The 13,420-nt window shown below is 28.2% G+C and carries 11 protein-coding genes and 1 tRNA gene; 3 read left to right on the forward strand and 9 right to left on the reverse strand.

Going from position 1 to position 13,420, the window contains the following annotated elements; all coding sequences use genetic code 11:
- The first annotated feature begins 5 nt into the window (after positions 1-5).
- Positions 6-761 (forward strand): aminotransferase class IV, encoded by a 756-nt coding sequence (locus tag EG57_RS0212500; RefSeq protein ID WP_032077545.1) that lies wholly within the window; start codon positions 6-8, stop codon positions 759-761.
- A gap of 123 nt (positions 762-884) precedes the next feature.
- On the opposite strand, the gene EG57_RS0212505 is transcribed toward EG57_RS0212500, so the two are convergent.
- The 8 genes from EG57_RS0212505 to EG57_RS0212540 all read right to left on the reverse strand — a co-directional run bounded on the left by EG57_RS0212505 (position 885) and on the right by EG57_RS0212540 (position 8,082).
- Positions 885-975: transfer RNA gene (locus EG57_RS0212505), tRNA-Ser, on the reverse strand.
- A 257-nt stretch (positions 976-1,232) separates the two neighbouring features.
- On the reverse strand, positions 1,233-2,585 hold the full coding sequence (locus tag EG57_RS0212510; RefSeq protein WP_052037894.1) for a M20/M25/M40 family metallo-hydrolase: 1,353 nt from the start codon (positions 2,583-2,585) through the stop codon (positions 1,233-1,235).
- 62 nt (positions 2,586-2,647) lie between these two features.
- A complete protein-coding gene (locus EG57_RS0212515) occupies positions 2,648-3,151 on the reverse strand; it encodes a nucleoside recognition domain-containing protein (RefSeq protein ID WP_052037896.1) in 504 nt (167 codons plus the stop codon).
- Complete coding sequence (locus tag EG57_RS0212520; RefSeq protein ID WP_032077547.1) at positions 3,135-3,791, reverse strand: nucleoside recognition domain-containing protein; 657 nt, start codon at positions 3,789-3,791, stop codon at positions 3,135-3,137. The genes EG57_RS0212515 and EG57_RS0212520 overlap by 17 nt, the downstream gene beginning before the upstream one ends.
- 27 nt (positions 3,792-3,818) lie before the next feature.
- Positions 3,819-4,994, reverse strand: a complete 1,176-nt coding sequence (locus tag EG57_RS0212525) for a M20 family metallopeptidase (protein ID WP_032077548.1) — start codon at positions 4,992-4,994, stop codon at positions 3,819-3,821.
- 333 nt (positions 4,995-5,327) lie between these two features.
- Entirely contained in the window at positions 5,328-6,656 is a 1,329-nt protein-coding gene (locus EG57_RS0212530) for an HTH domain-containing protein (protein ID WP_032077549.1), read from the reverse strand.
- Between the two features lie 69 nt (positions 6,657-6,725).
- On the reverse strand, positions 6,726-7,310 hold the full coding sequence (locus EG57_RS0212535) for a thiamine phosphate synthase (protein ID WP_032077550.1): 585 nt from the start codon (positions 7,308-7,310) through the stop codon (positions 6,726-6,728).
- A gap of 130 nt (positions 7,311-7,440) precedes the next feature.
- Positions 7,441-8,082, reverse strand: coding sequence for a TetR/AcrR family transcriptional regulator (locus EG57_RS0212540; protein WP_242859845.1), 642 nt, complete (start codon positions 8,080-8,082; stop codon positions 7,441-7,443).
- A 248-nt stretch (positions 8,083-8,330) separates the two neighbouring features.
- Here EG57_RS0212540 and EG57_RS0212545 point away from each other — a divergent pair, with 248 nt between their 5' ends.
- Together EG57_RS0212545 and EG57_RS0212550 are read left to right on the forward strand one after the other, a co-directional pair.
- Positions 8,331-9,542: an efflux RND transporter periplasmic adaptor subunit gene (locus EG57_RS0212545; protein ID WP_032077820.1), complete on the forward strand. Its 1,212-nt coding sequence runs from the start codon at positions 8,331-8,333 to the stop codon at positions 9,540-9,542.
- Positions 9,543-9,558: 16 nt separating this feature from the next.
- A complete protein-coding gene (locus EG57_RS0212550; RefSeq protein WP_032077552.1) occupies positions 9,559-12,615 on the forward strand; it encodes an efflux RND transporter permease subunit in 3,057 nt (1,018 codons plus the stop codon).
- A 61-nt stretch (positions 12,616-12,676) separates the two neighbouring features.
- Here the strand turns inward: EG57_RS0212550 and EG57_RS0212555 are convergent, their stop codons facing one another.
- Positions 12,677-13,234, reverse strand: a complete 558-nt coding sequence (locus EG57_RS0212555) for a GNAT family N-acetyltransferase (protein ID WP_032077553.1) — start codon at positions 13,232-13,234, stop codon at positions 12,677-12,679.
- Positions 13,235-13,420 lie beyond the last annotated feature (186 nt).

The following is a 13,420-nucleotide window of genomic DNA, read 5'->3' on the forward strand; positions in this document are numbered from 1 at the left end:
TAATTATGATGCTTTTAAATGGAGAAATAATAAAAGATGATAAAATTTTTTTAGATAGTGGTTTTTATTTTGGAAGAGGACTTTTTGAAACTATGTTCGTAAACAACATACCACTCTTTCTTCAAGATCATTTATGTAGGATAAATGAAGGTCTTTCTATTATAGGAATAAATAAAAAAATTACTAAACATGAAGTTATGGATGCTGTAAAAAAGCTTCAGTGCAATAATTGTGTGTTAAAGCTAATGGTCTCAGAAAAAAATATATTGTTTAATACTAGAAAAAATAATTATACTGAAGAACAGTACAAGAAAGGTTTTAAAGTTAAAATAAGCTCTGTTAAAAGAAACGAGTCTTCTAAACTTACATATTTAAAATCTTTGAATCATTTAGAAAATATATTAGAACACGAAAAATGTATTGATGAAGGATATAATGAGGTATTGTTTTTCAATACTGATGATAAACTAGCTGAAGGAAGTGTTTCTAATGTGTTTTTTATAAAAAATGAAAAAATATATACTCCATCTAAAAAATGTGGATTACTTAAAGGTGTAGTAAGAAAATTTATAATAAATAATTTTGATATTACTGAAGGCGAATTCAGTAAGGAAGATTTAATATCTGCAGATAGCATTTTTTTAACTAATAGCGTTATGGGAGTAATGAAGGTGTCTAATATTTACAATAAAAGCTTTAATGAATATAACATGATTAAGAAAATAAGAATAGCTTATCAAGAGGAATTGACAAAACACTAAATAAACAAGGTTATATGCAAAAACTAGTCTATATCTTATTTTACCAAGCAATTTAAGATATAGACTTTACTTTATAAAATACAAATACCACTATATGCACTTAGCCTATAGCGGTATATTATCTGGCGGAAAGATAGGGATTCGAACCCTAGGTACGGTCACCCGTACGCCGGTTTTCAAGACCGGTGCCTTAAACCAACTCGACCATCTTTCCAAAGAACAGTTATAATTATATCAACCATATTATCAAATGTCAACACTTTTTTATTTTTTTATTTAATAAGAAATTTAGTGTAGAAAACATTAATAATGAAACTGTCACATTAAGAATAGATATTACAAAACCTTCTGCTAAGTTAAAATTTATAAAGTAACATATTTTATATAAATTTCTTAATGTGACAAGCCTATTTACATTCTAATTTCTCCACAAATTACATATTTAAAATAGCAATTCTTTTAATTTATATTTTAAAAATCTTTTCCAAACTCTTCTATTAAATAGTAACTTGATTTAATACCACGAATAAATACACATTTATCTATATTCTCATTAGGTGCATGATTTTTTTGATCTGCATTTGCATAAGGTATTGTTAATGTTGGCTTCTTTAAAATATCAGTCCACACAAAATTAGGTACAGCTCCAGCCATAACTGGCTCAACAATTACTTCTTCATTTGACGCAGATTTTAATGCTTTTATGGCTGAAGGTATATATGGACAATTTGAATCTGTCATAGTTGGCGAATATACTGAAAAATCTTTTATTGTTGCAAATGGTGAAGATTCTTCCACAATCCTTTTTATACTAGATAAAATTTCATTAGGATTTTGATTTCCAACTAATCGTATGTCAAATTTTGCAACAGCTTCATTAGGTATAATATTTTTAGTCCCTTCCCCTGTATATCCTGAATTAATTCCCGAAATGTTAAATGTTGGTTTAAACATAAGCAAATTATAATATTCTTGTTTGCTAAATTTAATGTTAGAAACACCAAATCTCTTTTCAACAATTGATTTATCATATGGTATTTCCTCTATCCATTTTTTCTGTAATTCAGTTGGTTTAATAACACCATCATAAAAATGTGGAATATTAACATAATCTTTATCAAACGAATACAACTTGTTAATAATTTTATTCAATATCATAATTGGATTTTCAATAATATTTCCAGCATTTCCAGAATGATTATCAAATTCTCCTGTTTTTACTCTAATTTCAAAACAAATTAAGCCTCTGTTTCCTAACCTCAAAACAGGTCGTCCAGATTCATGCATTGATCCATCAATAACAACTACAAGATCTGTATCTAAATGACTATCAGCATATTCTTTTACAACATCAGCTAGATGAGCACTTCCTTGTTCTTCTTCACCTTCAATAAGAAACTTTATATTAAAAGGAAACTCTCCATGTAATTTTAAGTAACTGTATATACCAAAAATTTGTGCAATTAACTGTCCTTTGTTATCACCAATTCCACGTGCATAAAATTTACCATCTTTTTCTGTAAGTTTAAATGGATCAGTATTCCACTTTTCAACTGGATCTGGAGACATTACATCATAATGTCCATAAAATAATACAGTAAATAGATTTTTTCCAGGTATACTTGCATATATTGATGGATATCCTTTTGTCTTCAAAATTTCAGTTTCCACATTTAATAGATCCTTAAAAAGTGATTCAACATATTCTATAGTATCTTGTATGCCTTCACCAGTAGAACTAATGCCTTTTTTCTCAATTAATTCTTTTAGACCTTTTTTAAAACAATCAAAATTTTCAGAAACAAATTCATTAATATCAGTCAATGTTAACATCTCCTTCGTTAAACTTTTCTATAAATATTAAACATACTTATGGTAAATAGTTATCATATAAAGCTTAGAATAGCTCTTACTAAAAGCATAACCATTACTGCATCAATTATTGGAATTAAAAGGAGTAGTGTATGCCACTTTTTATTAACTTTTGAAACGATAACATTTCTAACATAATTGCTAACTAAAGTTCCCATAACAATAGTAGCAGGAAAAAGGATTGTTGCCTGTTTAGCATTGATAACACCCGTAGCATATAAATTTGCTGTTGCTGCTGCTCCTGCAGCCTTTGCAAAGAATGCTGCAATTAATGCTATCATAGCTTGTCCTGGTAACCCAAATATCACCATTATAGGACTAAGCAATTTACCTATTATATCCATTAATCCAGTCAATTGGCAAAATTGAATTATTACATAACCTAGTACCATTGCAGGTGTAATTATTTCTACTCCAATATAAAAACCTTTTTTAGAACCTTCCATAAATGCTTCTATAACACCTTTTTTAACAATAACTTTATCAGAATTTTGCTGAATGCTAGCTTGCTGTGACATTTTCAATTCTCCTTTCATTATTCTTTTTAGAATCATATTTTAATATAACTCTCACAATATTTGCACCTAATATTTTTACAATAATTTCAACTGCAAATATTACTCCAATTGACAATTTTGAAATAGGGACTAATGGAGCTCCACAAGTAATTGTGTTTACAATTACAGCCGATGCTGCAATTTGATAAGATACAAAAATTGTTCGTTCATCATCTGTAATTAAGTTCTCCTCTGCTAACTCTTTTGTAAGTACAGCAGCAACATCTGTGCTAGTAAATGAACTTACAAAAACTAATCCTGCTGATCCTGGAATTCCAAGCAATGGTTTAAGTAATGGTGTAAATACCTTTTCTGCAGCTTTTAATGCGCCTAAAGATTCAGCCACATTAATAAGCCCCATTGCAAACATGACTGTAGGTATAAGTGTTAATGCAAATAAAAATCCCTCTTTAACACCAGTACCTTTACTACCATGAAAATCTATCTTTCCAGCTATCACTCCAAAACTTCCAGTAAGATTGTTAAAATCTAAAGCTTTAAGTGGTCCTTTAACACCACTTAGTGCTCCAGAAAACATAATTATGAGAATTATTAACGATAACCATCCTTTTAAGGATACTTTTTTATTTTCATCAGACATTTTAATCCCCCTCTTATAAGTGCAAATCTATACCAAATCTTCCTTCAAATCCATTACACAAGCGGCTATAAGTTTTGCTCTTTCAAATAATGATTCTACTACAGCATATTCTCTAGAAGTATGATTCCATTCACCTTTAACACCTATAGCACATACTGTTGGAACTCCACTAATAACAATATTAGCTGCATCTGAACCTCCTCCTGTTGTTTTATCATACACTTCTCCAAACCCTGCTTCTATAGAAGTATTTTTAATAAGTTCAAATAATTTCTTGACACCATCAGTAGTTTCCATAGGAGGCATAGAACTTTTAACTGTTAGCTTACTTTTTGTACCTTCTATATATACTTTGTTTGCAATTTCTTCTAATTTTTTTATAATCTCTGATCGTTTGTCGACTTCTTTATACCTTACATCAATTTCTGCCTTAGCATAATCAGGAATTGCATTTGGTACAGTACCAGCTTGTAAAGTTCCTACATTAAATGTAGTCCCCCCTTCCCAATCAGTTAAGTTCTGTATATCAATTACTTTATGAGCAATTTCTTCTATTGCACTTCTTCCTTTTTCCGGTGCATTACCTGCATGGGCAGAAACCCCTTCCACTTCTAAATCGCATTGAAGAACACCTTTACGTCCTACTATAACTCCATTATCAACGAATCCAGTCTCAAAGTTAAAAGCAGCTGTAAACCCCTTAGCTTCATTAATAAATAGTTCAGCTCCTTTAGAATTACAGTGACCAGTTTCTTCATCACCAGAAATAATTACCTTTATAGGCCTCTCATTATATCCAACTGAATTTAAAGCTTTAATAGCATAAATAGCAGTAACAATACCACCTTTCATATCCAGAACTCCTGGTCCATAAGCTTTACCTTCTTTAATTCTAAAAACATTATTTTTTGTAATACCTTTTTTAAAAACAGTATCCATATGTCCAGATAAAAGAATTCCTTTTTTCAATCTCTCTGTTCCTATTTCTGCTACAACAGAGTTTCCTGCATATTTATACTCAACTATTTTTGTATTCATTCCCATATCTTCAAGTATCTTTTTCAATTTGACTGCTAAATTATCTACTAAATCTTTAGTTCTACTATCACTTTCTGTGTTTACAAGTTCTTCCCATAAAGCCAACATTTCGTTTCTATGTAAGTCTATAAATTCAAAAGCCTTCTTTTTTTGATCCAATATCATTTACTTCCTCCATTCACAATCTTTTTATAAAAATAGATCTTAATATTAACAAAGATAAACCAATAATCTTTATTTTAAAGTAATATATACCAAAATAGCTATTTAGGTTAACATAATTATACTAAATATGATTTTGACTGTATATTGTCATTAACTTGTCATTAATAGAAATACATTTTTTATTAAAAAAATTCAGACATATTGTAAATCATAATAAAATGTTATTTAGCTAATCTAAATACATATTTTATTGCAAAAAAATAAATAACTTTTAAACTAATAATATTTATTAATTTAAAAGTTAAAAACAAATTATTTTAATAAATTTAAACCTCAATAAAAAAGTAATTTAATTAATCTACTAGGTCTACCTATATCAGATATTATTTTTTTGCCAATAACTTTAGCAAAACCATTTTGTTCTAATTTATTAATTATTCTATATATGGTTCTTGGTGTAGTACCAAAATATTCAGCCAATTCATGAGAAGTAAAGCAATCTTTTTTTTGCCGTTGTACAATATTATATAATTTGAATATTGTATTTACACTTATTTCACATTTTTCTGCAATGTTTAAAAACTTTTCATCAATTTTATTCGAATCTGTCTTAGTCATAGATTTTTTTAAATAATCTATTGGTCCAACTATCGTCTTAGAATCATATAAAATAAACGTTTTATTCCCACCATATTTTTTAGCTTTTAATAGGCCTAAATTAGCATGATATCTAGCTTCCCTTGCCGTTTTGCCATACCCTATACCCACACTTATTTTACTTAAAGTATTTTGATTTACCATTTCAAATATATCAAATTTTTGAAGATTTTCTGTTTCTATGTCCAAAATTTTCTTTGTAGAAAACAGCATAAAGCCTCTAAAATTGACTTCTTGTACTGCAGCTTCAATTTTCTTAGCAAATATATAAACTTGCTTAGAAACCTCCATATTTTCTAGAATTATTTGATACTCATCTTTATTGATTATAGACTCTTCATCTGGTAGGTCTATTTCTAAAGAAATAACAACTATTTGACTATATTCATTAACCTGTATGCAATGTTTTAATTGAAGTTTTAATAAAGTATTTTTTATAACATCTCTTGTAGGTTGAAACAAAAAACATGGAATATTATCATTAGAAAGTTTTTCATAAATATTTGATATTGCTGTGAAACAGCAAGAAACTTTTTTTTCATAAAAATTTTTCTTATGAAAAAAATATACATCTTCCGTATAGTTATTCCCTTGAAATATATACTTAGGGCAAATATGTATACTTTTATCTATATTTAATTCAAGTTCTTCATAAACTTCATCTACTAAATCCTTATCATAACTATCAATACTAATGTTAAAAATATCATATCCTTTATTCAAAGCTTGTAATAACATTTTTAAAAGAGAACCAGAATCTTTGTACACATAATCTGAAACAATATCATTAAACATTTTAGCACTAAACCATTTAAAAACAAGTTCTCCTGTAAATAATAAAGCATCTATTGACTTTCTATTATTTTTAACATATTTTAATACATCATTTGTTTCTGAATAATCCCAGTATTCCATATATTCTGCTCTAATTTCATTAAAATTATTTTTTAGTTCAGTTTTAATCTTTCGAAAACGAAGTGGATGACCTATAACCAATAATTTCATAGTTCCAATTCTCCTTTTAGAATATAACCTTTGTAAAAAATTTCTATAGAGTTAATTTTTATTTTTTTATCATATTTTCATAGCTGAAGACATAATAGCCACTCCATAAGCTTTAGTATTTAAAACCTTTTTTATGTTATCTTCTTTTATCCCACCTATTGCTATAACTGGTATAGTAACACTTTTACATATTTTTTCTAAAAACTCTATTCCTCTTCCCTTTAATCCTAATTTACAATCCGTTTCAAATATGTGACCTGCTATTAAATAATTCGCACCAAGCTTTTCTGCTTCCACTGCTTCTTCTTCTCTATGAACAGACACCCCTATAGCAATTTTTTTTAAAATATTCTCATTCCCCTTCATATTTTTAAAATTTTGAAATCCTGTGTGAAACCCATAAGCATTTATATCTAAAGCTACTTTAATATTCCCATTAATAATTAAAGGGATATTATACTTATCTGTTATAATTTTAATTTTTTCACCTAAATGTTTTAACATTTCATAGTCTAAATCTTTTTCCCTTAATATAACAGCATCTGCACCTTTAAATACACATTTTTCTATTACTTCACAAAGATTGCTATTTTTATCTATTAAACGCCTATTTGTAACTACATATATCTTTTTATTTTCCTTTAAATTAAACAAAGTTCATCCACCACTTTTCATTAAAATTTCTTTAATCTTCAGAATGTTTCATGCAATAATCACAATATTTATCATATATTTTTAATATTACTTAAATACTAGGAATTTTCTACATTTTTAGGCTCTTAAATTATTTCTGTTTTATGCCATTTAATAATAAGTCACAATACTTTTCTATAGTTTCATTTATAGATTTTTCATGCTTTTTATATGTTATATACCCTTTAGAAAATTCTGCTTCTGGTATATTTAACTTTTCCATAATAAAATCTCTCAAAAGTACCATATTCCTAAATATATAGAAAACTAGAATGCTTTTATCTAAATCCTTACGTATCAACTTTTTATTTTGAAACACATCTACTATATCTATAAATTCTTTGCGTTTCATTGGCAAATATGATTTAAATTGTTCACTTTTGCAAGCACGAAAAATAAAATTAGCATAATTGTAATACATAAAATCAAATTGCAACACATGAAGAACAAGTTTTTTTGCTATCAATATAGAGTCTAAATGCTCTTCCTCAGCTTCAAAATCAGTTATATAATCTAATTGTTTCTTTATAGTATAGTCAATAAGAAAAATATATAAATCTGTTTTATTATCAAAATATCTGTAAAAACTTCCTTTAGCAACTTCCAAATTATTTATAATTCTATTTAAAGAAGCCGAATCAAAATCATGACTTGCAAATTCTCCAATAGATACTCGTATAATTTCCTCCTGTCTTTCCTGCGGCAAATTAAAAAAAGTTTTATTTGGCAACATTACCACTCCTAATTTCATAGTTAATATAATTTAATCAATGAATTTCTCATCATATCAATAACAATTATAACATTTATGAAAAAGTTTTCTAGTATTGACACTAAAAATCATAATGGTATAATTTTTATATTGACCATGTAGTCGCGACCTATCATTCTCATATTAGGAGGTTTATTATGTCAAATAAAATTCTTAGCATTATAAAAAATAAAATATATGATTCTTCAACTAAAAGAAATTTATCTATCATATTTCTATCTACTGTAGCAATTTTAATTATTGTTGCATTAGCAGCATATTTTACAGTTTTTTCAAAGAATAATGAAAAAGAAACTGCTATCAAAAGTTATCCAGTAAAAATTATGGAAATTAAAAGTGGAAGTTATCCTATGTCATTACAATATCAAGGGTTAACTGGAGGCAGTGAAGTTAGAAAGCTTTCTTTTAAAAGTTCAGCCAAAATTTCAAAAATATATGTATCTAAAGGTCAACATGTAAAAAAAGGTGACAAGCTAGTAGATCTAGATAAAAGTGATCTTAATTTTGCAGCAGAAGCTGCTAATGCTCAAGTAGCTTCTGCTGCTGCACAATATGATAAAGCTGTAAATGGTACGCAGCAGGAAGATATAAACAAAGCGCAAATAGCAGTTAAAAATGCACAGAACAGTAATAATTATTACAAAGATTTGTATAATAAAAATCTTAAATTAAGTGAATCTGGTGCCATTTCAAAACAGCAATTACAAGATGTTAAATTGCAATTGGATAATTCTCAGAATGCTTTAAATAGTGCTGAGCAGAGTCTTCAACAACTGCAAAATGGATCTAGACCAGAAGATAAACAGGCAACTTTAGGCCAGCTAAATGAAGCAAAAGCAGCTTATGAATCAAAAGAAAATATGCTAAGTGATGCATCTATGACTGCCAATATGGATGGATATGTTGTTGATGTACTAGGTAAAGAAGGAGAAATGCAGCAAGCTGGCAGTCCTGTAATATTGTTTAGAAGTGAAAAACAAGTTATTACAGTAGGTCTATCAGAAGATGATGTAAAGAAAGTAAAAGTTGGAACAAAAGCACAAGTAAATATTGGCGATGATAAAGCAAAAGGAGAAATTATAAATATAGTTCAATTAGCAGACAGTAAATCTGGAACATATAGTGCTGAAATTAACCTTTCTACTCCAATAGATACTAGTAAATATTATGTAGGTGAAACTTCTACAGTATACATAGACATGGGTCAAGCAAATTCTATATCTATTCCAATTAACTGCGTTTTAAATGATGGAGAAGATTATGTTTATGTAGTTCAAAATGGACATGCTGTTAAAAAAAATATAACTTTAGAAGATAACAACGAAGATAAAGTTTCAGTAGAAGGTTTGAAAGATGGAGATAAAATTATAATTGAAGGAATGAAAAATATAAAATCAGGGTACAAAGTTATAATTAAGTAAAAAGGAGATATATAATATGGGATTAATTAAAGCAGCTATAAAAAATAAAAAAATTGTATTATTTTTAGTAGCTATAATTATAGTCAGTGGCTTTTACTGTTATAGTAGCATTTCAAAACAGGAAACCCCAGATGTTGAATCTCCAGCAGCTATGATTACTACAGTTTATCCAGGTGCTTCACCTAGTGACATAGAAAAATTAGTTACTAAAAAAGTTGAACAGAAAGCTGAGGAAGTTGATGGATGTGACTATGTACAATCTTATTCAGAAAGTAATGCATCGATAGTTATCATTAATTTGAACAATGACGCTGATGAAGATAAGTCATGGAAAGATTTAAGAGATAAAATAAAAGATTTAAAATCCGAACTTCCTAGCGGATGTAATGATAGTGAAATTAATACTAATCTTACAGAAACAGCTGGCACAATAATAAGTATATCAGGTAATAATTACTCTTATCAACAATTAGGAGATTATGCTGATGATATAAAGAAGCAACTTCGCGATACTAATGGTGTTTCTAGAATAGATGTAAAAGGCAAACAGGATAGACAAGTAAATGTCCAAATAGATTGGAACAAGATAAATAAATATGAAATATCTATAAAAGATATATGTACTATACTGAGTGCACAAAATATAGACATACCATCAGGATCTTTAAATCTTGCTACAAGTAAAATAAAGGTAAATACACCAGGTATGTTTAGTTCATTGCATGATATAGAAAATACTGTCATAGGAATTTCCAGTAGTACTGGTGAAACTTTAAGAATTAAGGACATAGCAAAAGTATATATGGACTATGATAATGATTCTACCTATAAGTTTACTGATAATGGACAAAATGCAGTATTACTGGCAACTTATTTTCAAAAAAATAAAAATATAATTCCAATAGGAAATGATATACAGAAAAAATTAGATACAATAAAAAAAGGAATGCCAACTGATCTTAAAATAGATGAAGTCACTTTTCAACCTAAAGACGTAAGTAATTCTGTCTCATTTTTTATGAAAAATCTTAGAGATGGAATAATACTTGTAATTATAACAGTACTTATAGGCATGGGTTTTAGAAATTCAATGGTAATTTCTACAGTTATACCTATATCAATATGTATGAATTTTATTATCATGTATGCACTTGGAATTAAGGTTGAACAGATGTCAACTACAGCACTCATTATAGCTCTTGGTATACTTGTTGATGATGCCATAGTAATAGGTGATGTTGTACAAGTTGGAATAGATGAGGGATTAAAAAGAAACGAAGCAGCATTCATTGGTATAAAAAAGCTATTTATACCAGTATTTACTTCCACCTTAATTATTGTAGGAGCATTTTTGCCACTCCTTTCCATATCAGGAGTAGTTGGTAAATTTTTAAAAAGCCTGCCTCAGGTTGTTATAATATGTGTAATCTGCTCATATTTATGTGCATTGTTTGTAACTCCAGCCATGTCCTCTTTATTCTTTAAAAAGAGTAAAGAAACCAAAAGAACAAATCCAGTTCGTATGATGTTTGAACATCTTTTAAAATATGGACTTAAGCATAAAAAGACTGTTATTTCGGCAGCTTTAGCTGTCTTTGCAGCAGCATTGATTTTAATGAAAACTCTTGGAATGCAGCTTTTCCCTTATGTAGATAAAAATATAATATATATAGATGTTTCAAATGAAAAAGTTACAGATATAAAAAATACTAGTAAATTAGTAAATCAAATAGAAGGAATATTAAAGCAGCAAAAAGAAGTTAAAAATTATACGTCAGCTATAGGTGGTGGTATGCCAAAGTTTTATGTAACATTACCTGCAATTGCACCTGCTGACAATACAGCTCAAATCATGGTAAAAGTAGATTTAAATAAATCAAAAAGATTTAAAACAAGACAGGAATTAGTAGAATATATACAAAATCAAATAGACACTAACATTTCAGGAGGTACAGCTACAGTAAAGCAACTTGAAGAAGCAATGCCTATAGGTGCACCAATACGTTTAAGACTTACTGGAGATGATTTAGATCAGATTCAAAAAGCTTCTGAAAAAATTGAGCAGCAGCTAAAAAATATGCCTGGAACTATGAATGTAAGAGATGATGCTGCACAAAAAACTTATGAATATGAAGTAAATATAGATGAAAATAAAGCATCTCAACTTGGATTATTGAAGTCAGATGTTCTACAACAAATTAATATTGCACTTAAAGGATATAAAACATCTACTTATAGAAAAAATGGTAGTGAATATGATATTATGGTCAAAACAAATATTTCATCTGTAGAAGACTTGAAAAATTTATACATTGAATCAAGTGTTACCAAAAACAAAATACCTTTGTATGAGGTAGCATCTATTAAACTTAACTCAGAAATAGATAAGATAACACATTATAAAGAAGAAAGAACTATAACCATTTATAGTGATGTTAAAAGTGGATATAATTCTGTTAATATAGAAAATGCATTGAAGCAAAAAATAAATGAAATGAATTTAGATCCAATAAAAGTTATATATGACGGCGAAAAAGCTCAAATAAGTAAATACTTTACAAGTCTTGGTGTTGCTGGAGTACTTATTTTGGTGATAATATATGTACTTCTATTCATTCAATTCAAATCATTTGTGCAACCACTTGTAATAATGTGTTCTCTGCCACTGTCACTTATAGGAGTTTCAATAGGACTTCATGCTTTTGGAATGAATCTGTCACTTACAGCTTTTATGGGTATAATAAGCTTAATTGGAGTAGTTATACGAAATGCTATACTTCTTATTGAATATATAAATGATTCTAGAAAAAATGGGTTTTCTATAGATAATGCTTGTATTCATGCTGTAAGCCAAAGATTTAGGCCTATAATATTGAGTTCTACAGCAACTATTACAGCACTTATACCACTAGCTTTTTCAGGAAGTGCACTATTTGGACCTATGTCAGTTGCTATGATGTGTGGACTTTTAACAGCTACATTTCTAACCTTTATAGTGGTACCTGTAATTTATTCTATGGTAAATACTAAATTGGAACAAAGAACAAAAAATAAAAAAATATTTCCAATGTAATTACATTGAACTGCACGGAAAATGGAACATAATTTCTATTTCCATGCAGCTCATTTTAAATTTACATATAGTTCTCTGCTTCATATCTTAAAAGTCCATAAAGATACATATCATATCTTTTTCCATCTCTATGTATAAATTCCCTATAAACTCCTTCTCTCTTGAAACCAAGACTTTCATAAAGCTTGATAGCTGCCTTATTATAAGATAAAACATCTAGTTGAATTCTATGTAAGTTAAGTTCTTGAAATCCAAAATTTAAAAGCATTTGCATAGCTTCTTTACCATATCCCTTTCCCCTACACTCTTCATCTCCTAATCCTATAAATACTACTGATGTACCATTGTTCCATAGTATATTTTCAAAACCTGCAACACCTATAAATTTATCTTCCTCTAAGGTCCTTATGGCAAAAATATAACTATTATTAGATTTTCTCTTCTCATTAAGCATTTCATATAATTGAGCTGAAGATTTTGGAAAAGCCATGGTCATATCATACAATCGCAAAAAATCCACATTATTATACCATTGTTCCATAGATAATATATCTTTTTCATTTAATGATGTAAGTCTTAATCTTTCAGTCTTAAGTAAACTTTTTAAATTTGTATACATTGTTAAAATCTCCCTGTATGTTAAAATATTTTTACAACCTTAATTTATATTTTGATTTTAATTAATACTTATTCCTATGTCAATTTTAAATAATATTAGGGGAAATAATATTAATCCCCTAATATTATTTAATAACAGTAATCATGTGTTACTTTTTAACAACATCTTTTCTTCTTTTTCTTATGG

This window comes from Clostridium drakei, from assembly GCF_000633595.2.
GTDB classification, from domain to species: Bacteria; Bacillota; Clostridia; order Clostridiales; family Clostridiaceae; genus Clostridium_AM; species Clostridium_AM drakei.

Bases quoted from the DNA above. Each gene is read 5' to 3' on its own strand.
- EG57_RS0212500 (WP_032077545.1), top strand. From the start codon at position 6: ATGATGCTTTTAAATGGAGAAATAATAAAAGATGATAAAATTTTTTTA.
- EG57_RS0212515 (WP_052037896.1), bottom strand. From the start codon at position 3,151: ATGTCACAGCAAGCTAGCATTCAGCAAAATTCTGATAAAGTTATTGTT.
- EG57_RS0212520 (WP_032077547.1), bottom strand. From the start codon at position 3,791: ATGTCTGATGAAAATAAAAAAGTATCCTTAAAAGGATGGTTATCGTTA.
- EG57_RS0212525 (WP_032077548.1), bottom strand. From the start codon at position 4,994: ATGATATTGGATCAAAAAAAGAAGGCTTTTGAATTTATAGACTTACAT.
- EG57_RS0212530 (WP_032077549.1), bottom strand. From the start codon at position 6,656: ATGAAATTATTGGTTATAGGTCATCCACTTCGTTTTCGAAAGATTAAA.
- EG57_RS0212540 (WP_242859845.1), bottom strand. From the start codon at position 8,082: ATGTTGCCAAATAAAACTTTTTTTAATTTGCCGCAGGAAAGACAGGAG.
- EG57_RS0212550 (WP_032077552.1), top strand. From the start codon at position 9,559: ATGGGATTAATTAAAGCAGCTATAAAAAATAAAAAAATTGTATTATTT.
- EG57_RS0212555 (WP_032077553.1), bottom strand. From the start codon at position 13,234: ATGTATACAAATTTAAAAAGTTTACTTAAGACTGAAAGATTAAGACTT.